16 protein-coding genes are annotated in these 22,195 nt (G+C 42.0%); 9 read left to right on the top strand and 7 right to left on the bottom strand.

Going from position 1 to position 22,195, the window contains the following annotated elements:
* The first annotated feature begins 120 nt into the window (after positions 1 to 120).
* Positions 121 to 1,746: an ATP-binding cassette domain-containing protein gene (locus tag AACZ11_RS04125; RefSeq protein ID WP_290625869.1), complete on the top strand. Its 1,626-nt coding sequence runs from the start codon at positions 121 to 123 to the stop codon at positions 1,744 to 1,746.
* Between the two features lie 3 nt (positions 1,747 to 1,749).
* On the opposite strand, the gene AACZ11_RS04120 is transcribed toward AACZ11_RS04125, so the two are convergent.
* On the bottom strand, positions 1,750 to 1,992 hold the full coding sequence (locus tag AACZ11_RS04120) for a DUF2007 domain-containing protein (protein ID WP_290625870.1): 243 nt from the start codon (positions 1,990 to 1,992) through the stop codon (positions 1,750 to 1,752).
* Positions 1,993 to 2,003: 11 nt separating this feature from the next.
* Positions 2,004 to 2,726 (bottom strand): hypothetical protein, encoded by a 723-nt coding sequence (locus AACZ11_RS04115; RefSeq protein WP_339831558.1) that lies wholly within the window; start codon positions 2,724 to 2,726, stop codon positions 2,004 to 2,006.
* Positions 2,727 to 2,870: 144 nt separating this feature from the next.
* Between AACZ11_RS04115 and AACZ11_RS04110 the strand changes: the two genes are divergently transcribed.
* Complete coding sequence (locus AACZ11_RS04110) at positions 2,871 to 3,446, top strand: fasciclin domain-containing protein (RefSeq protein ID WP_290626965.1); 576 nt, start codon at positions 2,871 to 2,873, stop codon at positions 3,444 to 3,446.
* A 115-nt stretch (positions 3,447 to 3,561) separates the two neighbouring features.
* Positions 3,562 to 4,167: a fasciclin domain-containing protein gene (locus tag AACZ11_RS04105; RefSeq protein WP_290626963.1), complete on the top strand. Its 606-nt coding sequence runs from the start codon at positions 3,562 to 3,564 to the stop codon at positions 4,165 to 4,167.
* Between the two features lie 56 nt (positions 4,168 to 4,223).
* Here AACZ11_RS04105 and pheT read toward each other — a convergent pair whose 3' ends face one another.
* Positions 4,224 to 6,650: a phenylalanine--tRNA ligase subunit beta gene (gene pheT / locus AACZ11_RS04100; protein ID WP_290626961.1), complete on the bottom strand. Its 2,427-nt coding sequence runs from the start codon at positions 6,648 to 6,650 to the stop codon at positions 4,224 to 4,226.
* Between the two features lie 89 nt (positions 6,651 to 6,739).
* Here pheT and AACZ11_RS04095 point away from each other — a divergent pair, with 89 nt between their 5' ends.
* Complete coding sequence (locus AACZ11_RS04095) at positions 6,740 to 7,972, top strand: TlpA disulfide reductase family protein (RefSeq protein WP_290626959.1); 1,233 nt, start codon at positions 6,740 to 6,742, stop codon at positions 7,970 to 7,972.
* Here AACZ11_RS04095 and AACZ11_RS04090 read toward each other — a convergent pair.
* Entirely contained in the window at positions 7,957 to 9,297 is a 1,341-nt protein-coding gene (locus tag AACZ11_RS04090) for a hypothetical protein (RefSeq protein ID WP_290626957.1), read from the bottom strand. The genes AACZ11_RS04095 and AACZ11_RS04090 overlap by 16 nt on opposite strands.
* A gap of 92 nt (positions 9,298 to 9,389) precedes the next feature.
* A complete protein-coding gene (gene recG / locus AACZ11_RS04085) occupies positions 9,390 to 11,495 on the bottom strand; it encodes an ATP-dependent DNA helicase RecG (RefSeq protein WP_290626955.1) in 2,106 nt (701 codons plus the stop codon).
* An 87-nt stretch (positions 11,496 to 11,582) separates the two neighbouring features.
* Between recG and AACZ11_RS04080 the strand changes: the two genes are divergently transcribed.
* Together AACZ11_RS04080 and AACZ11_RS04075 are read left to right on the top strand one after the other, a co-directional pair.
* On the top strand, positions 11,583 to 13,640 hold the full coding sequence (locus AACZ11_RS04080) for a M1 family metallopeptidase (RefSeq protein ID WP_290626953.1): 2,058 nt from the start codon (positions 11,583 to 11,585) through the stop codon (positions 13,638 to 13,640).
* Positions 13,637 to 14,551, top strand: coding sequence for a patatin-like phospholipase family protein (locus AACZ11_RS04075; RefSeq protein ID WP_290626951.1), 915 nt, complete (start codon positions 13,637 to 13,639; stop codon positions 14,549 to 14,551). The genes AACZ11_RS04080 and AACZ11_RS04075 overlap by 4 nt, the downstream gene beginning before the upstream one ends.
* Here AACZ11_RS04075 and AACZ11_RS04070 read toward each other — a convergent pair.
* Positions 14,548 to 15,072: a hypothetical protein gene (locus AACZ11_RS04070; protein WP_290626949.1), complete on the bottom strand. Its 525-nt coding sequence runs from the start codon at positions 15,070 to 15,072 to the stop codon at positions 14,548 to 14,550. The two genes, AACZ11_RS04075 and AACZ11_RS04070, sit on opposite strands and share 4 nt — an antisense overlap.
* Before the next feature lie 173 nt (positions 15,073 to 15,245).
* Between AACZ11_RS04070 and AACZ11_RS04065 the strand changes: the two genes are divergently transcribed.
* The 3 genes from AACZ11_RS04065 to AACZ11_RS04055 all read left to right on the top strand — a co-directional run bounded on the left by AACZ11_RS04065 (position 15,246) and on the right by AACZ11_RS04055 (position 20,572).
* On the top strand, positions 15,246 to 16,991 hold the full coding sequence (locus AACZ11_RS04065) for a T9SS type A sorting domain-containing protein (protein WP_290626948.1): 1,746 nt from the start codon (positions 15,246 to 15,248) through the stop codon (positions 16,989 to 16,991).
* A 75-nt stretch (positions 16,992 to 17,066) separates the two neighbouring features.
* Positions 17,067 to 19,832: a histidine kinase gene (locus AACZ11_RS04060; RefSeq protein ID WP_290626947.1), complete on the top strand. Its 2,766-nt coding sequence runs from the start codon at positions 17,067 to 17,069 to the stop codon at positions 19,830 to 19,832.
* A complete protein-coding gene (locus AACZ11_RS04055; protein WP_290626945.1) occupies positions 19,829 to 20,572 on the top strand; it encodes a LytTR family DNA-binding domain-containing protein in 744 nt (247 codons plus the stop codon). Before AACZ11_RS04060 ends, AACZ11_RS04055 begins: the two co-directional genes overlap by 4 nt.
* 3 nt (positions 20,573 to 20,575) lie before the next feature.
* Here AACZ11_RS04055 and AACZ11_RS04050 read toward each other — a convergent pair whose 3' ends face one another.
* Entirely contained in the window at positions 20,576 to 22,192 is a 1,617-nt protein-coding gene (locus tag AACZ11_RS04050; protein ID WP_290626943.1) for an FMN-binding glutamate synthase family protein, read from the bottom strand.
* Between the last annotated feature and the right edge of the window lie 3 nt (positions 22,193 to 22,195).

Genomic DNA, 22,195 nt, shown 5'->3' with positions numbered 1-22,195 from the left:
ATTCACCATGCAGGGTGGGAATGTTAATTCCTCGTTAAAAGGAATTTTAAAACGTTAATGTTTCTTCAATCCCAGTTAATTGGCTACTTTTGTGGCGAATTACAAAAATTTCTAAACGCTATGCTTTCAGTTTCAAATCTATCGGTTCAATTCGGGAAACGAGTCCTATTTGACGATGTCAATACCCAATTTGTACAGGGCAATTGCTATGGCATCATTGGGGCAAACGGGGCCGGAAAATCTACCTTTTTAAAGATCCTTTCGGGCAAGCAAGATCCAACTTCTGGTCATGTGCATTTAGAACCCGGTAAGCGTATGTCGGTGTTGGAACAGAACCACAACGCTTACGACGAGTTTATGGTATTGGAAACCGTGCTTCGCGGAAACAAGGAACTGTTCGCTATTAAATCTGAGATCGATAAGCTGTACGAAGATTATTCCGATGAAAACGCAGAGCGCATCGGGGAACTTCAGGTTGCTTTTGAGGAGATGAACGGGTGGAATGCCGAAAGTGACGCGGCAGCTTTGTTGTCTAACCTTGGTATTGACGAAACAGCGCACTACAGCCTTATGGGCGACTTAGACGGAAAACAGAAAGTACGCGTTCTGCTTGCACAGGCCTTGTTCGGCAATCCGGATGTGTTGATCATGGATGAGCCAACCAACGATCTCGATTATGAAACCATAAGCTGGCTAGAGAACTTTTTAGCTAATTATGACAATTGTGTGATCGTGGTGTCTCACGACAGGCACTTTTTAGATTCGGTGTGTACACATATTAGCGATATCGACTTTGGAAAGATCAACCATTACAGCGGTAATTATACCTTCTGGTACGAAAGCAGTCAGTTAGCAGCCAGACAGCGGGCACAGCAAAACAAGAAGGCCGAAGAGAAAAAGAAAGAACTGGAAGAATTCATTAGACGATTTTCTGCGAACGTGGCAAAGTCGAAACAAGCAACCAGTAGAAAGAAAATGATCGAGAAACTGAATGTTTCAGATATTAAACCCTCCAGCCGCAGGTATCCGGCCATTATCTTCGAACGCGAACGTGAAGCGGGAGATCAAATTCTAAACGTCGAGAATCTTTCGGCATCACTTGACGAAGAAGTACTTTTTAAAAACGTGGATATCAATCTGGCAAAAGGAGATAAGGTAGTTGTGTACTCGAGAGATTCTCGTGCCACAACGGCATTTTATGAGATTATTAGCGGGAATGCCAAAGCCGACACCGGGAACTATCAATGGGGCGTTACCACGGCACAAAGTTATTTGCCTTTGGACAACAGTTCTTTTTTCGACAATACGATGTCTTTGGTCGATTGGTTGCGGCAATGGGCCAAGACCGAAGAAGAGCGAGAGGAAGTGTACATACGCGGATTTTTGGGTAAAATGTTGTTTAGCGGTGAAGAGGCATTGAAGAAATCAAATGTACTATCCGGAGGTGAAAAAGTTCGTTGTATGCTAAGCCGAATGATGATGATGCGTGCCAACGTGCTTCTTCTTGATGAACCCACCAATCACTTGGACCTGGAATCGATCACGGCATTTAACAACTCCTTGAAGAATTTTAAGGGGACGGTTCTGTTCACCACACACGATCATGAATTTGCGCAGACGGTAGGGAATCGCGTTATAGAACTAACACCTAATGGGGTGATCGATCGTTATATGACCTTTGATGAGTATATGAACGATAAGAAGATCAAGGAGCAGCGGGATAGTATGTATGCCGAAAAGGTTTAACGGCTATTCACCTATTTCTTTTAAGTATGCATCGATGGTTTGCTGCGCCTTAGGAAGTTCGTCGTTACGAATATACAGCATCACTTGACCGGGAACACCTATTGTGAAGCCGGCTTGAATACTACTTTCGTTATCATTTCGCTCAATTGGGCTGATCCCCAGATCATTAAGCCGCGACACCAATCCTTTGGCGATCATCGCCGGACCGGTATAAATTCTTGTCGTTTCGTTCTTGTATTGTGACATATCTTTTTTCTTTAGGCATTATAGAATTTGCTATCCCAAATAGCATTGTTGAAATTTTTCCCCTTGGCAAAACCATAAAAGAGTACGATACCGCCTACGGCCTTAAACATAAATAAGAACATAAGGAGATACTCTTGGGGCGTTACCACTGGTGTAAACAGATGCAACGGCATCATCGCAGTTAAAATTATACTCACGATAAAGATGGTGAAGACAAGGTTCTCAAAACTTTTATAGGGCCACATAAGGGCTTTCCTAAAGGGGTGAAGATCATTTCCCCACGTGTGTATCAAATAGAAATAATCATTTCCTAACGGTATGAATAGCAAGGGGTCATCGGCATTTTCAAGTTTCAACAATTTTGAAGGAGCCATGATCTTGAAATGTTCTAGCCGGGTGTTATGAATTTTTTCGAACTCACGTATGGCCGAAATGGCTTCGGAAGGAAACGGTCCTTTAAAATAATATGCATCTAAGAATCGAAGACGGTAATCGACACATATTTTCTTAATATCCTGAAGCTCATAGATCCGCTGGGGTTCCAGATGGGATATATCTATAGGTTCTGAAGGCTTATCAGGGGAAGGAATACCTTGCAATCGACTTTTGATCCCGGCACGTATGGTTTCATTTTGTGCAAGTATGGCGTGTACTTCTGCCAAGATCGCTTCGGAAGTGATTCGCTTGTTTCTGGAGCGTTTTAGTTGTTCTTCAATATTGGTTTTGGAAAGCATGGCGGCAATTTTCTTTTAAAAATACAGACAAGCCTTCAGTCGAACAACATTTTAACATTAATTTGAAAAGACACTAAATAATTGAGAACATTCTCCGTTTTGGTATCGTAATTGATTAATTTTAGCGAATTAAACTCATATAAAATGATCTTAAAGCGTACTGCATTCTTACTTTTGACAACCTTCTTAACGCTGAATGTGCTATCACAGAGTGCCTTGAGCAAGGAAAATCCTTCAGTAAAGACCACATGGAACGAAGTTACGTTCGATTCGCAAAAAACACTTTCAGAAAACCTTGCCCTTACGGAAGAATTCAGTGAGACCCAACGTATCTTAAAGGATGTGGAAGCTCACATGCTTAACGAGGATACTATGGTCACTGTGTTTGTTGCCGAAGACGCTGCATACAAGGCACTGGATAAGAACGAGTACAAAGCCTTGTTTGCATCAAAGAATACTATGAAGAATTTCTTTTCATACTATGTGGTTCCCGGACGATTGGACGCTACAACCTTGCGACTTGCGATATCAAAAAATGGAGGAACCGCGTATCTCAATACTATAAACGGCGAACAGCTTGGCGTTAAGGAACGCGACGGAAAAGTGATCGTGTTCGACAAGAATGGTAATACAGCCACGATCACGGCCTCAAATTTCTATCATGCCAATGGATTCTTTCATATTTTAAACGGATTGGTTTTTCCGGCTACGGCCAAGTAGCGGTTCCTAGAGGGGTCTTACAAACGTTAAATAAATAATAAATCCGAAGTCTGCTAAAACCGCAGTACTTCGGATTTCGTTTGTATGCATATAACTCAAAACAAAAAATTAGATTATGAAAAAGTCAAACATTAGTACACTTATTGCCGTAACAGTAACTCTTTTTGTGGGTAGCACTTCAATCGCGCAGGACAAAATGATGAAGGATAACATGAATAATGAAAAGACCGTGATGGTGGGTGGAGCTGCCATGTATCCCAGCAAGAATATTATTCAAAATGCGGTTAATTCAAAAGACCATACCACGTTAGTGGCAGCTGTAAAAGCAGCAGAACTGGTGGATGTGCTACAAGGTGATGGACCGTTTACCGTTTTCGCCCCAACCGATGCTGCTTTTGCCAAATTACCTGCCGGAACTGTTGAGGCATTGGTACAACCGGAGAACAAAGCGAAACTTCAAAGTATTCTAACGTATCATGTGCTTTCCGGGAACTATTCAGCTGAAGCTATTGTAAATGCTATCAAAAAGGGGAAAGGTAAAGCTACTTTTAAGACCGTGAGCGGGGGAACGCTAACCGCGATGTTGAAAGGATCTAACGTAGTTTTAAAAGATGAGAACGGCGGAATGTCTATGGTCACTATTGCAGATGTGTTTCAATCCAACGGAGTGATCCATGTGGTAGATACAGTCGTATTGCCCGGTAATAATAGCAAGAAATAATCTTCTTTGTATCGAAATTAAAAGCGTCTGCTACCTACTAGCGGACGCTTTTTCGTTTAACGCAATGTGGCTCCGAAATCGGTTTCAAAACGTTGTTGCAATTTTGCCATGATCTTATCGATCTGTTTGTCGGTGAGCGTTTTATTCTCATCCTGAAGTGTGAACGACACCGCATAGGATTTCTTTCCGGCCGGTAGTTTCGTTCCTGTAAAGACATCAAACAATGTGACCTCTTTCAGTAAGGATTGTTCGGTTTGAAAAGCCGCATCTCTTAAACTTTCGAAGGCAACGGCAGTGTCCAATAAAAGGGCAAAGTCTCTGGTTACTTCGGGAAACTTAGGAATGGCCTTCATTTCAAAAGTCCCTGTGGGGATCTCTTCCAGCACCAAGTCCCAATTGAAATCGGCGTAGAATGTCTCGGCATCGATATCGAAAGCCGAAGTAAGCTTCTTGCGCAGCACACCGAATTCCACCAATGTCTTTTTCTCCTTTACAAAGCAAATCCCTTCCGAAAAAAGATCACTTTTCAAGCCCTTCTCGGTATATCCCGCAATCCCTAAACGCTGTAAAATGGCGGTGATCACTCCCTTCAGATAAAAGAAATTGGTCTGGGACGAATTGCTTGCCCAGTTCTCAATTTCCTTAGTCCCGGAAATCGTCAATGCCAAGTGTTTCTTTTCAACACGGCCTTCGGGATATTGGTGATAGGTTTTGCCGAATTCGAACAACTTAACGTTGTGCATACGTCTATTCTTGTTGTATGCCAAGGCTTCCAAACCGCCAAACACCATGGATTGCCGTAACACTGATAGATCCTGACTTAACGGATTGAGCATGGTAACACTGTGTTCCGGATTGAGAGAAGCGGTTAGATCTACATATTTTTCCGAAGTGAGGGAATTTCCTAACATCTCATGAAATCCCAGTCCTATGAGTTGACCTGCGGTCTTGTTCTGAATCTTATAATCTTCTACTTTCTTGGTAGTGGCTATAGAAGCGTGTAGTTTTTCGGTAAAATTGATCTTGTTGTATCCGTACACCCGAAGGATCTCCTCGATGACATCGACTTCCCGGATCACATCGTTTCGATAGGCCGGAATGGTCATACCAATGCCGGTTTCAGTAACGTTATTTACTTTAATCTCTAAGGAAGTAAGAATGCTCTTTATGGTTTCCTTCGGAATTTCCTCTCCAATAAGCCTTGCGGTATTCTCAAAATTGAGGACCACTTGATGATCGCTTATTTTTTTAGGATAAATATCTACGACATCGCTGGTGGTCTCTCCTCCGGCGATTTCAGTAATCAAAATTGCGGCCCGCATTAACGCATACTCCGTGATATTGGGATCGATACCACGTTCGAATCGGAAGGATGCATCAGTATTTAAATTATGTCGTTTCGCTGTTTTACGAACACTCACCGGATCGAAATAGGCGCTTTCCAAAAAGATGCTGGTCGTTTTATCGGTGACTCCGCTATACATACCGCCAAAAACCCCGGCGATACACATAGGGCCTTCAGCATCACAGATCATGAGATCTTCCCCATCTAAGATTCGCTCCACGCCATCGAGCGTTGTGAATTTAGTTCCGGCTGCTAGGGTTTTTACAAGGATCTTATTCCCGGAAATCTTCGCAGCATCGAAAGCGTGCAGGGGTTGCCCAAGTTCGTGCAACACATAATTTGTGGCGTCCACGACATTGTTTATAGGCGCCAGGCCTATGGCCTTCAGTCTGTTTTGTAACCAAGTGGGTGAATCTTTCACCTTTAATCCTGAAAGGGTTATTCCACAATATCTTGGAGCTAATTTAGGCTCCTTTACTTGTACGTCAATTTTGAGCGTTCGGTTATCAATATGAAAACTGCTTGTAGAAGGAGTAATGAGTTCTACAGACATCCCTTTTTGGAGCAAGCCTGCACGAAGATCACGTGCGACGCCCCAATGACTCATGGCATCAGCACGGTTCGGAGTGAGACCTATCTCGAATACCGTATCATTCTCTACTTTATACACCGTAGCTAAATCGGTGCCGGGTTTTAGTTTTTTGTTAAGCACTAAGATCCCCTCATGGCTTTCGCCCAGACCAAGTTCGTCTTCGGCACAGATCATGCCTTCACTTACCTCACCGCGAATCTTTCCTTTCTTGATCTCCCAAGGCTTACCTTCGGCATCATACAACGTAGTGCCTACCGTGGCAACCGGTACTTTTTGTCCTACAGCAACATTGGGTGCGCCACAAACGATCTGTAAATCAGGACCCTCACCAATGGTTACTTTGGTTACTTTAAGACGATCGGCGTTGCTGTGTGGTTCACACTCCATTACTTCGCCAACGACAATACCCTGAAGGCCTCCGCGTACCGATGTAAACGATTCTATTCCTTCAATTTCGAGTCCCAGATCTGTGAGTAACTCCCCTGTTTTTTGGGCATCCCAGTCAATGTTTACAAATTGTTTTAGCCAGTTGTATGAAATCTTCATAAAATATTCTTAACAAACCGCAAAGATAGCATTTACCTCGTTTTTTGTGACTATTTTTGATACTTTCCCTATCAGAAATTCAAAATTATATGAAGTATTTACTTTTCCTCTTTAGCGCACTGTTGGTTGTCTCCTGTAACAGGGACCCTAAAACTCCTAAGATAGGGGAATGGCGTGCTGTTTTGGAATTGGATAAAGGGAAAAAGATCCCGTTCTTAATGGAATATGGTACCGGAAATGTCATTACTTTTTTTAATGCGGGGGAAGCGATTGAGATCACCGATGTCACCATAAAAGGCGATAGTATTCTTTTGGAACATCCTGTTTTTGAAGGCATTTTTAAAGGGATCTACACTGAAGATTCTATCTACGGAAATTTTGTGCAACCCAGTTTGGATCGTGTGGTGCCATTTAAGATGAAACAGGGGCGGGCCGAACGATTTGAACTTTCAAAAGCACCTAATCAGATCGTGACCGGAAATTGGGAGACGGTGTTTAGTCCTGATTCGGAAGCAGATCGCTATATAGCCAAAGGGATTTTCGAGCAGAAGGGACATAAAGTAACGGGTACGTTTAGGACCACTACAGGCGATTACCGCTTCTTGGAGGGCGCTGTGGAAGGGGATTCACTTAAACTTTCAACTTTCGACGGGGCCCACGCGTTCCTGTTTGAAGCAGAGGTGAAGGACAGTATCATGAATGGAATTTTCTACAGCGGAAATCACTGGAAAGAACCTTTTACGGCGAAGCGTAATGAAAACTACGAATTACCAAAAGCAGATTCATTGACCTTTTTGAAGGAGGGATACCAGAATATCGAATTTAGTTTTCCGAACACAAAGGGAGAGATGGTCTCTTTGTCCGATGAACGCTTTCAGAATAAAGTAGTGATCGTACAAATTATGGGTACTTGGTGCCCCAACTGTTTGGATGAGACCAAATACTTTTCAGAATATTATAAAAATAACAAGAACGACCAACTTGAATTTATAGCACTTGCTTTTGAATATGCCAAAACCGAAGCCAAAGCGATCCAAGCGATCAACAAGTTAAAAAATGCTGTTGATGTTCCTTATCCCATTCTACTTGCTCAATACGGCAGTAGCAGCAAGCAAAAAGCTAACGACAAGTTACCTATGCTCAATCACGTGCTTTCCTATCCAACTACTATTTTCATCGATAAAAGCGGCAACGTTCGAAAGATTCACACCGGATTTAACGGCCCCGCCACAGGCGATGAATATGATGCCTTTGTGAAAGAGTTTGAAGGGTTTGTACAAATGCTTCTCGAAGAAACCCCGGAAGATCAATCGCCGCAATGAGATCCTTCTGCAATCCATCGTTTCTCTTCTTCAAAAGCTTTATAGTCATGGTTTATAGCACCTAAGCCTAAAAAACTAAGGCTTAAACCGGCATGTACAACATATTTACAGGTCGCTGTATGACAAGGACGGTTATCCAACAAACCCGTGCTAAGATACGACGATGTATGTGTATTGAGTAACAGATAAGGTACTATGGTATTGCCAAAAATACCGATCTCGAAACGTGGAAACTCAACCCCCACGCCCATGCCCGCAATTCCGGCGGTAGCTGTATTACTGTCTCCTGTTTGCTCGGCTTGATCTCCGGTTACATCGGCAAACGTATTCACATGACCCGTTTCATAGCTAAAACCAATACTACTATTGTACTTGAGTTTGATACTCACCTGACTACTACTTCCGGGGGCTACTTCCGGATAGATCTTTAAATTAGCTTTTAATCGCAGGGTCACAGGGATCACTCCGTTCACCAAAATGGTTCTTTCGATCTTTGCAGGAATTTCAAGAATGGCAATCTCCGATCCTAAACCCACTGCCGCGAATTTCACTTCCATCTCGCCTTCCATCCCATCGTTGCGATAGGTGAATTGCTGGGTTTCGCCATCTTCAATTAGAATTTGTGCATTGCTGGTAAAGGAGGAGATAAAACCTTCGGCAACAATACTGCATACATTGCCTTTTTCGGCACTGAGTTTTATCTTTAGCTTACCACCGGCTTCGGGAGTGAGGTTAAACCCTACTTTCCATCCTTTAATCATTTCCTCGTACCGTATGTGAAGTCCTTCTTCGCCTTCCGGGGAAATTCCCTCTCCTTCCTCTTGAGGAGTCAACAGCCCCAACATTGGGGTAGCCATGCTAATAACAGGTTGTCCAACGTGCATCGTAGTAGTCGCTGCCGTTGCGTTGGACCAATTTATTGGAGCGCTGTACTCGATGTTGGCATCCTTGTAATAATCGGTGAGTTTAGCAAAATCTGTCGTTACGACAAAGGTTCCGTTCTCTTTACGTACGTTCTTAATTTTGCGAAGTGAATGCGTTTCAAAAAGAACGACAGTTCCGGCTTGAAGATTTTCCACGGCGTCGGCATCGTCATTGAAAATGTAGGTTCCGGTTTTGGGATCGTATGATTGCAGTGATTCCATCACAGGTGCCGGAACATTGGCCGTATGCTCTTTTTTGGTTGCTTCCAGCGTCTCGGTTTTGGGCGTAATAAAACGCTGTTGGTCCATGGATGATGAAGAGGGGGTATTGGAACATCCCGCCAAGAACAGAAAACAAGCGATTGCAAAAAATAGAATGGATTGGTAGTTGGTTGTTGTCATAGCAGTGTGTAGTTTAAGTGCTACAACTAAAGGTAACTACTTTACGGTGAACGGCATAGAAAAAAATGAACTTTTAAAAGAGGGCGTATTTTTTAGGAAATATAATTCCAAATATTCTTGTATTTAGACAGCTGTGCAAAGGTCTGTTTAATGGGGATATTGTGCGGTTGCTCCAAATTAGGGTCTTCCTTGAGTACCTGAATGGCATAGCTGCGGGCGATCTTAACTATTTCTGAATCCTTTACAATATCGGCTATACGCAAATTAAGGACACCGCTTTGTTGAGTTCCCATGAGATCACCGGGTCCTCGAAGTTTTAGATCGACCTCACTAATTTCAAAACCATCGTTGGTGCGCACCATGGTCTCCAGACGTGTTCGTGCGTCGGCAGAGAGTTTATGACCAGTCATTAGGATACAGTAACTCTGCTCGGCACCCCGCCCAACACGACCCCGCAATTGATGTAGTTGCGATAAACCGAAGCGTTCTGCACTTTCAATTACCATGACACTTGCATTAGGAACGTCGACACCTACTTCAATAACGGTCGTAGCAACCATGATTTGAGTTTCACCTTGTACAAATCGGTCCATTTCATACTCTTTGTCGGCAGATTTCATTTGGCCGTGAACAATCGAGACTTGATATTGGGGAAGCGGAAATTCCCTTACAATACTTTCGTAACCATCCATAAGATCCTTGTAGTCCATTGCCTCACTTTCTTGGATAAGCGGATAGACAATATACACCTGCCGACCCTTTGATATTTCATCCTTTAAAAAGCGAAAAACCTTGAGTCTGTTTGCATCAAATCTGTGCACGGTTTTTATGTCTTTTCGTCCCGGAGGTAACTCATCAATAATACTAATATCGAGGTCTCCGTAAACGCTCATGGCAAGGGTGCGGGGGATAGGGGTGGCGGTCATGATTAGTACGTGCGGAGGATAGTCATTTTTATGCCACAATTTGCTCCGCTGGGCGACTCCAAAACGATGTTGCTCATCAATGATAGCGAGTCCTAAATTTTTAAAAATAACGCTGTCTTCGAGCAGCGCATGCGTGCCGATGAGAATGTCTAAGGAGCCGTTTCTCAGTTTTTCGTGAATCTCTCTTCTTTTTGAAGTTTTAGTTGAACCAGTTAACAATTCTATACTGGTATTGAGTGAGTTACACAATTCAAATATGTTGTTATAGTGCTGGACTGACAAAATTTCAGTAGGAGCCATCAAGCAGGCTTGGAAACCATTGTCAAGTGCTATAAACATTGATAAGAGCGCCACTATGGTCTTCCCGGAACCAACATCTCCCTGCAACAAGCGATTCATCTGTGCGTGACTCCCTAGATCTTGTCTAATTTCTTTGATCACCCGCTTCTGTGCTTCGGTTAATTCGAAGGGTAAATGGTGGTTGTAAAAGGTATTAAAATGATCCCCTATAACAGGAAAAGGATACCCCTTTATTTTTGTTTTATGAAGTAGGTTTTTACGTATAAGTTGAAGCTGAATGTAGAATAATTCTTCAAATTTTAATCGGTATTGAGCACGTGCCAAATGGGATTGGCTTTTCGGGAAATGTACGTTGAAAAGTGCCTCGTTTTTTGACAGTAATTTAAGCTGTTCAAGAAGGGGTTGTGAAAGGCTTTCAGAAAATCCTTTTTTAGACTCTAAAAACAGCTGTTGCATCAGCCCGCCAATTACCCGATTTGTAATACCGCTGTTCGATAATTTTTCAGTGGAAGGATAAACAGCCTGCATGGCAGAACGAATGCTCTTCTCATGTGCCTCCAACAATTCCATATCGGGATGAGGCATCGAAAAGGTTCCGTTGAACCAGGTCGTCTTTCCGAAGATCACATAAGGAACGTTCATCTTTAAATGCTCTTTGATCCATTTGTGACCACGAAACCAAACTAGCTCCATGCTGCCCGTCTCATCTGTAAAAGTAGCAACCAGGCGTTTACCCCGCTGTTGTTGCACCATTTTGAGATGTGTGATCTTACCAATGACCTGAATTTCAGCATTGGTTTGTTGTAATTGTCCGATCTTATAATATTGCGTTCGATCTAGGTATCTGTTGGGAAACAGATTCAGCAGGTCTTGAAACGTATGAATGCCGAGCTCTTTTTTAAGCAGGTCTGCTCTATTGGGACCAACACCCTTAAGATAGTCGATAGGCGTTTGCAGAAAATTCGCATTCATAGAACGAATTTAGCAATTCCATGCGAAGAGAAGGAATCTCCACTAAGGATTTTGTAATTTTAGCCAGATAATTGATACACATCTTTCATGCGCCTACTTATTTCCGCTTTCCTTTTGTGTTTTGCCTCACTCCTCGTTGCCCAACAAACGGAGGTTGTCGATTTCCTAAAAGTAGAAGCTGTCCTTATTCCCAATGTTTCTGAAAGCTCCATCGAAGGAAGCGTTCGTTATACCTTCAAAGTGCTTCAGGAGACAGACTCACTCTATTTGGATGCCAAGAACATGAAAGTGCTTGCGAATCCTTCTCATGTAAAGACGGTAGCGTCAACCGATCGTATTTGGCTGCTGGGTGACTTTACAAAAGGGAAGGAGTACACAGCAGCATTTACTTATAAGGCCTTTCCGAGGCAAACCCTCTATTTTGTGGGTGAACAATTGTGGACCCAAGGACAGGGAAAATATACCTCACACTGGCTTCCCAGTATAGATGATATGAACGATAAGATAGAGTTCGACCTCACGCTGGCGAGCCCTAAGAACAAAACAGTGATCGCAAATGGGGTGTTAAAACAAACGTATTCTGAAAATGAACTTACTTATTGGCAATGGGATATGCAGCAGCCTATGTCCAGTTATTTGGTGGCTTTTGCAATAGGACCCTTTAAAAAACGAGAAATCAAATCCAAAAGCAGTATACCCATTGCCTTGTATATTTCAGAAGGAGATACCGCCAAGTGGGAGCCTACCTATCGATACAGCAAAGAGATATTTAATTTTCTGGAAGCTGAAATTGGCGTCCCGTACCCGTGGCAGAATTACAAGCAAGTGCCCGTAAAGGACTTTTTATACGCCGGAATGGAAAACACCACGGCTACCTTTTTTTCTGAAGCCTTTGTAGTAGATAGCATTGCATTTAATGACAGGAACTACATCAATGTCAATGCACATGAGCTTGCGCATCAATGGTTTGGAAATTTAGTCACTGAAACCGAAGGAACACACCATTGGCTCCACGAAGGATTTGCTACCTATTACGCCTTGTTGGCTGAAAAGGAAATCTTTGGTGATGCATATTATTATTGGAAACTGTATCAAAGCGCAGAACAGTTAAAAGCAATGAGTGACGACGGAAAAGGGGAATCCCTATTAGATCCTAAAGCGAGCTCCTTGACCTTTTATGAAAAGGGTGCCTGGGCATTACATATGCTAAAGGAAATTATAGGGAAGCGTCAATTTCAGCAGGCCGTCAAGAACTATCTTACAAAATATGCTTTCAAAAATGTGACGACAGATAATTTCTTGGATGAGGTGAAAGCCGTCACCGCGGTCGATATTTCTCAATGGGAAAAGGATTGGTTACAACAAACAGCCTTTAAGGCAGCTCAAGCCTATGAATCTTTAAAGAAAAATGATGCCATGTTGCATTTTTTTGAAGTTACCAGCCTTCGGGATGCTCCTTTTGCTGAAAAAAAAGTCGCGTTGTCACAAGCACTACAATCAGACAACGAATATGTAGGTCAGGAGGTAGTCTACCAATTGGCCAACGAGTCAGTCTCCGAAGCACTTTTACTCTATCAGAAAGCGTTGCAAAGTGATAATTTGTATATTCGGCAAGCCGTTGCACTTACTATGGAGGAGATTCCGCCCTCCTTACAAGCCTCTTTTGAAAATTTGCTGAATGATCCTTCCTACAGTACTCAAGAAGCCGCTTTGTATCGATTATGGTCCGCAGTACCCGAACGCAGAGCGTTCTATTTAGATACTATGAAGGGCGTTCTTGGTTTTCAGGATCGAAATGTACGTCAGTTATGGTTGGCACTCGCTCTCCTTACTGAAGGCTATCAGGAAGCGAATAAACGCAATTTCTTAGAGGAATTGAAAGGATACACAGCTCCCGAATTCGCTTTTGAAGTTCGTGAACGGGCTTTTGGTTATGTATATGAACTTGGACTGTTTGACGAAGATACTTTGGAACATCTTGTGAATGCTTCGGTGCATCATAATTGGAGATTCCGAAATTCGGCACGATCAATCCTGAAAGAAGTGTTGCGAGATCCAGTTTTGAAAGCTAAAATAACCGGTATGTGGGACTTCTTTTCAGAAGCCGAAAAAAAGAGTGTTCAATCCTTAGAAAAAGCAGAATGAGGGCATTGGTAATTTCAGGAGGGGGAAGCAAAGGAGCGTTTGCGGGCGGTGTGGCACAATATCTTATTGAGGAGCTGTTTCACGACTATGATCTCTTTGTAGGGACCTCTACCGGAAGTTTACTTATTTCACATCTTGCCTTGCAAAAGGTCGAAAAGATCAAAGAGGTGTATACTTCCGTGAATCAAAACAGCATTTTTAATCGCCGACCTTTTCTTATTAAGAAAGATAAATACGGCGGAAAGCAAATAGGAATCGATCATTTTAATGTATTGCGTAATTTTTTGCGTGGCAGTAAGACATTCGGAGAAAGTCAAAACTTGCGTAAGCTCATTAAAGAAACCTTTACACAGCTTGAGTTCAATATGCTGAAAGAGGGCTCCAAAGACGTTGTAGTTACGGTTTCCAACTTAAGTCTCAATCAGGTGGAATACAAATCGATCAACGATTTTAATTACGAGGACTTTCTGGACTGGATTTGGATCTCATGTAATTACATTCCATTTATGAGCATGGTTAAGAAAGACGGCTGCGAGTACGCCGATGGTGGCTTCGGAAGTATGGTTCCTATTGAAGAAGCGATCAATCGCGGGGCTACAACGGTAGATGTCATTATTTTGGAAACGGAAGTAACCTATTATAACAGATTGCCGTCGAAGAACCCATTCTCACTCTTGACCAACCTGCATGGGTTTATGTTAGATCGTATTGAGAAACAAAACATTCGCATTGGTAAGTTTGTTGCCGGGAATCACGACGCCATTATCAACCTCTATTACACGCCTACGGTACTAACGACCAATTCCTTGATTTTCGATAAAAAAATGATGGCAACGTGGTGGGAGATCGGCTTCAATTACGCAAAACAAAAGAATACAGAACTGAACGAAATAAAGGTTGAGGATCGCTAAAACAGTTCGCTTACCTCTTTTTTAATGTAAGCCAGTGCTTTTTGAGAGGGGGTTATTTCTTCCATAAAATTGCGAAGCAACCATTCCCGCATTTGATCTGCATTATGTTCTTTTTCGTGCATGGCACCCTGTCGAATCACATGTATAGTGGCATTTTTAGCGGCATTGATAAGGTTCCAGCATTCAGGGGTCACGTAGATTTGTTGCGTCAGGTTATGTTCAAACTCTTGTTCGATGTTTTTAATAAGTAAGGTTTCGTACTTTTCTACCTCATCGGCGAAAGGTCGTACACGAACCAACAATTTATTGGGGTCAATACGTTCCAAGAATAGCGTCATTCGCTCATACGCTTGTAGTCGCATAGGCAGGATCTTGTTTTGCGCTTCTTTCTGGATCAAATATCGGCGACGTCCTTCTTCGTTCGCCGTGTGTCCTTTAAAAAAATAGTATGCAATAAGTCCCACTACTATGGCCGGCAACAGGTAGGCCACATAACTTAGAATTAGAGTAACGTCTTCCATAAGAGAATTTATAAGATAACAAACTTAGTGTCTTTTTAGTATGTGGACAAAATAAATTGGATTCCTATAATGAAACGCAACTTTCGTTTTATGAAGTAGTAGGATGCTTGATTGAGCCTTGTTACGTCTAGTATTCATTAGTACTTTCAGCATCTCAACCAAATGTATTTGTCATGAAAACACTTCTATTTTTATCTTGTATTTCATTATTCTCCGTAACGATTCACAGCCAACCGTTTCAAAAGAACGTGGAAGTGACGAATGGATTTTATCACGATCTTAATCTTGAGTCAATCAATGATGCCTCAAATGATTTTGCCGTCGCAGGAAACATCTTTGATATGAACTTCTCTACCCAGCTCATGGCGATTCATCGTACAAATGCTGCAGGCATGATACAATGGTCCAATACCTACACCGATGCTGTTTTTCCGGAAGTAAGAGTACTTGACGTTGTCAATGTTGTCAATACGATTTATGCAACCGGCTACGTGGCCGATGGCAGCGGAAAGCGAAGCACCTTTATCGCAGAAGTACAAGCCAGTAACGGGGCCGTGTTGAATGCGCACTTTTATGATATGGTAAATCCTGGTTTCAATTCACAAGGTTTTAAGATCGTTCATACGAATAGCGATGCTAATAATGATACTGTATCAGATCCGGGATTTTTAATTGTTGGCCTCTTTGGAGCATGTCAAACGACCGATATCAACTGCGGGTTGAATATAGGATTTGTATTGAGAACCGATATGAATTTAGTTCCCATTTGGACTATTGAGCTAGAGAATAACAATAGTACTGCCGGAACGTTTGATTTCGACTTTATTAATGACATTACCGAAACACCTACGGGTTTTTTTCTTACCGGGAGTATTACCGGTCAGGTCACTCCTGGACTCGATCAACAGGGGGTTCTCGCCTACAAAATTGATTTCTTAGGCAATCCGGTTTGGGATCAAAGTTACATCTTTGGAAACTCTCAAGATGTAAGTGTCGATGCCTATTACGATAGTGGTTCCCAGCAGATTTTTATGCTTTGTAACTATTCACAAACGCATTATTTTGGTGTTACAAAATTAGCCGACGCTACAGGGGTCATTGACCCGAGTAGTTGGTTCTTAACGGGTAACGATCTTAACACCTACGCCTTTAGGATTATGGAATCGATCAACAATCCCAATACCCTCTTGATATCCGGATACGATCGTGATGAATCCTGGGTCGATGGTTCTAGTAATCCTCAATTTGGAGAGACGAATGTATTCGTACATGAATTTGACAAAGTCACCGGGGCGATCACCGGCAGTACACGACAATATTTGGTCCCTCATGTGGAACACGGGCCCGAAGAATTTAATTTCTGGGGATTTCAACAGCCCGTCATTTATTATCCCGATATAAGCCTTCCGTATACCTTGAACGATGGTTCGGGCACCTTTTTATATCATGTAGGTTACCGAACGACACCTAATTCGTTAACAGCGGCCGAACTGTTTGCCGTTCCCGCATCTAAGGATAATGAATGTGTCTATTTAGACAAATCCTTAACGCTTCAACCATTGGCATTTAATCCTATCATAGGTACTACGGGTCAAGTCACCCCAACCATGGGACCATTGCAATTGATAGTGAGTCCATTCAATGTTCAAGAACGTATCTGTGATGATACATTGGCGGTAGCAGACAATAACCTGCCTACTATAAAACTGTATCCTAATCCTGCATCGCAACATCTCTATGTGTATGGTGTGGATCTATCTTCCTACCGGCTTTTGGATGCTGTGGGGCGTGAAGTTAGTGCAGGCGTTTTACGTTCCGGAGAGGCTATTTCGTTAGCAACCGTCAACTCGGGAGTTTATTTCTTGCAGATTCAATTAATAGATGGGAGAAATACTACAAAGAAACTGATTGTCGAGTAGGCCTGCTTTCCAAGATAATTTTTACGTAATTTTAGTAGCAGAGGTCATTTTCATATAATTCAGCTCTTTATAGCTATGAACGTCAAGACATTCCAAATATCACTGCTGCTCACGTTGCTTATATGGAGTGTTTCGTTGTCGCAACGGTATCAAAATTTCAACATTGAACAGGGTCTTCCCAGCAATCATGTATATCGTATAACCCAAGACACAGATGGGTTTATTTGGATTATCACAGACAAAGGAATTTCGAAGTTCAATGGATCGACATTTCAAAATTTTACGACGCGCAATGGGCTACCCACGAATGATATATGGGACATTCGGACCACGCCGGACAAACGAATTTGGTATTTTTCAAAAGCTTCGGAATTGGGATATATTTATAACGACAGCGTGTATCGATTTCCTGTTTGCGAAAAGGGAGATATGCTATACCCCACATCTACTAATACCTATGGAAACAGTGTTGTATTGGGCAACTCCAACGACTGGTTCCATTTGTTAAATTCATGCTGGGAGTCGTTTTCTTTTACGGAGTCAAATTCGAAAGTTCCAAAAGCCTTTCCGAAGCTTTTAAAGCGCTTTCACGAAACAAAAAAGAGCGGTGTCACTAACTTAAAGTATCGCAATAAGGATTCTTTGGGATTTTTGTTATACGATGAAGGCTATGCCGTGATGGATTTTAATAAAGAAGCACTCTATATTCGAAGTTTCAGGAATACTAACAGTCCGAAGCATCCCAATTTTTTGCGCAATCATTACGTGAACCAAACACTGCAATTAACGGGCTTTCATTTTAATGCACGGTTGGATGATAATTTCAATATGACCGATCTGGTAGCCATTCCAGATGAATTTCAATCACATTTCTCTTTTCAAGATCGTTCAGGAAATATCTGGATCGCCACATTTAATAATGGGGTATATATGCTTCCCTTTGAAAAGCGCCATAGCCGGTATTATTTTAACCATAAAAAGGTTAAGGCATTGCGAAGTGTAGGTTCACGGTTGATCGCAAATGTATACGATGAGGGTTTTTATGTGTTCGATCCTGCTATGCAAAAATTTCTGCCCTACCTAAAAGAAAAAGGATTCTTGTACAATGCTATGTATATTGCCGAATTGGACCGCTATTTTTTTACTACCGAAAATAACATACTAACGACAACAAATGTAAAAGAACCGCCTAAGACCATAGCAATGAACAGACAATTACGCTCTCTTTTGTATTGGAAGGGATCCCTTTTTGGGAATACTGCCGGCGGATTGGAGCGTTTGCATCTTGAAACACTCGATGTTGAAAAACAATATTATCAAGTAGGAATTAAAAGTATGGCGATCTTTAAAGATGCCTTGTACTTGGGAACCTCAAACGGATTGCGGTTCTTCTCGAATGATTCGATACATGCAGTAAAGTCTGCTGAAGCGTCACTGCCATATCCCGTTCTAACACTAGCACCCATAGGACCGGACCATATGTTAATTGGTACCGATGGATTTGGAGCGTATATAACCGATATTGAAACGACAACGCTTTTGGAGCAATCAGCCTATTTAAGTATTGAAGATGCGTATGTACAAGACAACACGGTTTGGCTCGCCACCGAACAAGGCGTGTTACAATATGAAAAGGATAATGGGAATTATAAATTGAAAAGAAAATATGATGAAAGCGACGGACTTCCTTCCAAAAAGGTGAATTCGGTCTTTACGGTCAATGATTCCCTTTATGCCAGTACCGATACCGGAATCGTGGTATTGCCAATCAAGACCCAACGGCAATCACCTTTGTTGAATATATATATATCCAAGGTTCGCTATGGGGATCGAACACTCTCGAAGGAGCACCCTGTTTCGAAACATCGATCGAATTCATCCCTTACATTTTCTGTAGACCAAATAAATTATTCATCAAATCACACTAAGGCTTCTTATGCATATCGCTTATTGCCTATTCAGCAGCAATGGTCTAGTACAACATCGGGAACGATTACGTTCAACGAATTAACACCTGCTACCTATCAACTGGAGGTTAAAAGCGAAGACAAACTAGCAACTTTTGAAGTCCAGATCACTCCGTTATGGTATCAAACGATCTTTTTTAGAGTGGGGATAGGTCTATTGGCAATATTAACATTGGGGATGATACTATTTTTAATTAGAAAGCATGAGCTTGCTAAAAAGACGCAGAAGATTCATGCTGAAAAAAAACTGGCAGAAAATGAATTGTATGCACTGCGATCGCAAATGAATCCGCACTTTGTCTTCAATTCTTTGGCAGCGATCCAGTACTATATCAATAATAATGAATTGGAAACCTCGGAGCGATATTTGGTGAAATTTTCACGGCTTATTCGTCAGTTCTTTGAATTATCAAAGGAGAAAGAAATTTCGGTGGCGGAAGAAATTTCCTTATTGCAAAACTATCTGGAAATAGAAAAAATGCGCTTTAAGGAAAAGTTACACTTTGTAATCCACTGCGACAAGGAGATTAAAGCCGAGGTTTTCACAATTCCTACCATGTTACTTCAACCGGTAGTTGAAAACGCAGTAAATCACGGTATTTTTAATAAAACAGAAGCAGGAAATATACACATCTTCTTCAATTATATTGCCTCAAATGCGATACAGATCTCTATCGAGGACGACGGTGTAGGTGTAGTGCAAAGTAAGATAGTTTCAGAAAAAAAATTAAAATCATCACAGGTGCTTGAAGAACGCGTACGGCAATTAAATAAATCCGGTCAATGGGTAATTTCGATGTCGCAATGTGAAGTGAATCCTTCAAAGGAGAACCGAGGTCATAGAACCACTTTCAAAATAAAACGCATGGTATGAAAAAGATAACAGCAATTATTATTGATGATGAAATTTCGGCCTTAAAAGGACTTCAGCATAAAGTGGAGAAACTATTTCCCGAGATCGAGATCTTGCAAACCTTTCAGAAACCGGAATCAGCCATCGCAGCACTTAAAAAAAAGAGTCCCGATATTATATTTTTAGATATTGAAATGCCCAGAATGAATGGGTTTGAGCTTTTAGCCGCGTTAGAAAACATACATTTTCAGGTAATTTTTGTTACCGCCTATAACGAATATGCCCTCAAAGCTTTGAAGCGATCTGCCGTGGACTATATCCTCAAACCGGTGGACTCTGAAGAACTTAAAACGGCAGTTCAAAAGGCACTCATCAATATTAAAGCAAAATTCCAAAGTGAGATGCATCACAAGCTTGTAGACATACTTCATGAAACCTTCAGTAAAAACGATAAACTCATTGTGCCTACATCCAAAGGGCTTTCATTCATTCCTCAAGAAGAAGTTTTACATTTGGAGGGTTGCGACGGGTATACCAAGATTCATTTGACGGATACTTCTGAAATTCTCAGTTCCTATAATCTCGGACGTTTCGAAAAAGAGGTAGGTCGGCTTTTTTTTAAATGCCATAAATCACATATTATCAATTTAGAGAAGGTGCGTAGTTTTGAAAATGAAGGGTATGTTGTATTGGAGTGCAACCGACGTGTTCCTATTTCGAAAACGTATCGTAAAGCGTTTCTACAATTAATAGGGAAGTAATCACTAATAGCGTACTTTATCTTCCTTCTTTAGTTTTTTTACTTCTTTCCTTTCTTCTTTCCGATTGTAATTTCCTCCTAAATGAGGACATTCCTGATGCTCCTTTACGCCATGGAAGGGCACGGGTACTTTGTTATAGGTAAAGGATTCTCCCAAGGTTTTTAAAAGATTCTTGTCACCCACACTCAATTCTACATCATCCATGGTAAACTGGCAGGGATGCTCATATCCGCAGGCATGTGTCATTTCCAATAGTTCCTTTCTGAAGTTTTTAAAATAGAATTGTGCCCGCACCGACTTATCCTCAATGTTGATACCTCGTTGGCGCCATTTGTTTTGTGTGGCAACACCACTGGGACAGGTATTATTATGACACACCTGTGCCTGAATACAACCTATGGATAACATCGATTCCCGAGCAACATTGATGAGGTCGGCACCCATAGCAAAGGCCATGGCTGCCCTCGCAGGAAAACCAAGTTTTCCGCTCCCTATAAATACAATACGTTCTGTCAATTGGTGATTCTTAAATATCTTGTATACTTCGGCAAAACCAAAGAGCCATGGCAGCGCCACATGATCCGCAAAACTAGGAGGCGCTGCACCTGTTCCTCCTTCGCCGCCATCGATTGTGATAAAATCCGGTCCCTTACCGGTTTCCTTCATCAATCGGGCCAGTTTTTCCCAATCGTCCAATTTTCCCACGGCCGATTTGATTCCAACGGGCAATCCCGTCGCATCAGCAATGGCTTCCACGAACTCCAACAAGCCATCTACTCCTTCAAAAGCCGAATGGGTAGGAGGGGAGAGTACATCTTTTCCTAAAGGTACGTGGCGTATCTTCGCGATCTCCGGGGTGATCTTCGCCGCCGGAAGAACACCGCCTTTGCCCGGTTTGGCTCCTTGGGATAATTTTACCTCGATGGCACGTACTTGAGGGTAATCTTGAACCAATTGAACCATCTTTTCCATAGAAAAATTACCGTCGTCATCACGCACGCCAAAATAACCGGTCCCAAAATGAAAGACAATATCACTCCCTTTTTGGTGATAAGGTGAAAGACCTCCTTCTCCGGTATTGTGGTATGCATTGGACAATTTACAACCTATATTGAGCGATTCGACTGCTCTCGCGGAAAGGGAACCAAAGCTCATGGCAGAAACATTGATCACCGAAGCAGGCCGATAGGGCCTTCTTCGTTGGTTGTAGGCGCCTATTACCTTTGCTGAAGCAACAAAGTAGGGGTCTTTGTCATTGGGATGTCCTTTTTCTACTTTGAAAGTAAGCATGGCGTTGTTAATGAAAATGTAATTAGGCTCGTAGATATCCCTATCGGTTCCAAAGCCTTCGTAGTTGTTTTCGTTCTTTGCTGAAGCATAGATCCAACCACGCTCAATTCGGTTGAAAGGAAGTTCTTCACGGTTATTGGCCACGATGTATTGTCGTAGTTCGGGACCAATACTCTCCAGCATATATCGAATATGCCCCACGACAGGATAATTGTGACTTATGGTATGGCGTTTATTGAAAAAGACGTCACGAATTGCTACGATGAGCAAGAATAGTAAGATCCAAGCCCACCATGGTACCGTTGAAAGAAAATCCGGTATTGTTTCCATCTA

It is taken from the genome of uncultured Altibacter sp. (assembly GCF_963972995.1).
Taxonomy (GTDB): Bacteria; Bacteroidota; Bacteroidia; order Flavobacteriales; family Flavobacteriaceae; genus Altibacter.
The sequence above is the reverse complement of the archived record's forward strand: the minus strand, read 5'-3'. Positions and strand labels throughout refer to the sequence as shown.

Bases quoted from the DNA above. Each gene is read 5' to 3' on its own strand.
- AACZ11_RS04125 (WP_290625869.1), top strand. From the start codon at position 121: ATGCTTTCAGTTTCAAATCTATCGGTTCAATTCGGGAAACGAGTCCTA.
- AACZ11_RS04120 (WP_290625870.1), bottom strand. From the start codon at position 1,992: ATGTCACAATACAAGAACGAAACGACAAGAATTTATACCGGTCCGGCG.
- AACZ11_RS04115 (WP_339831558.1), bottom strand. From the start codon at position 2,726: ATGCTTTCCAAAACCAATATTGAAGAACAACTAAAACGCTCCAGAAAC.
- AACZ11_RS04110 (WP_290626965.1), top strand. From the start codon at position 2,871: ATGATCTTAAAGCGTACTGCATTCTTACTTTTGACAACCTTCTTAACG.
- AACZ11_RS04105 (WP_290626963.1), top strand. From the start codon at position 3,562: ATGAAAAAGTCAAACATTAGTACACTTATTGCCGTAACAGTAACTCTT.
- pheT (WP_290626961.1), bottom strand. From the start codon at position 6,650: ATGAAGATTTCATACAACTGGCTAAAACAATTTGTAAACATTGACTGG.
- AACZ11_RS04095 (WP_290626959.1), top strand. From the start codon at position 6,740: ATGAAGTATTTACTTTTCCTCTTTAGCGCACTGTTGGTTGTCTCCTGT.
- AACZ11_RS04090 (WP_290626957.1), bottom strand. From the start codon at position 9,297: ATGACAACAACCAACTACCAATCCATTCTATTTTTTGCAATCGCTTGT.
- recG (WP_290626955.1), bottom strand. From the start codon at position 11,495: ATGAATGCGAATTTTCTGCAAACGCCTATCGACTATCTTAAGGGTGTT.
- AACZ11_RS04080 (WP_290626953.1), top strand. From the start codon at position 11,583: ATGCGCCTACTTATTTCCGCTTTCCTTTTGTGTTTTGCCTCACTCCTC.
- AACZ11_RS04075 (WP_290626951.1), top strand. From the start codon at position 13,637: ATGAGGGCATTGGTAATTTCAGGAGGGGGAAGCAAAGGAGCGTTTGCG.
- AACZ11_RS04070 (WP_290626949.1), bottom strand. From the start codon at position 15,072: ATGGAAGACGTTACTCTAATTCTAAGTTATGTGGCCTACCTGTTGCCG.
- AACZ11_RS04065 (WP_290626948.1), top strand. From the start codon at position 15,246: ATGAAAACACTTCTATTTTTATCTTGTATTTCATTATTCTCCGTAACG.
- AACZ11_RS04060 (WP_290626947.1), top strand. From the start codon at position 17,067: ATGAACGTCAAGACATTCCAAATATCACTGCTGCTCACGTTGCTTATA.
- AACZ11_RS04055 (WP_290626945.1), top strand. From the start codon at position 19,829: ATGAAAAAGATAACAGCAATTATTATTGATGATGAAATTTCGGCCTTA.
- AACZ11_RS04050 (WP_290626943.1), bottom strand. From the start codon at position 22,192: ATGGAAACAATACCGGATTTTCTTTCAACGGTACCATGGTGGGCTTGG.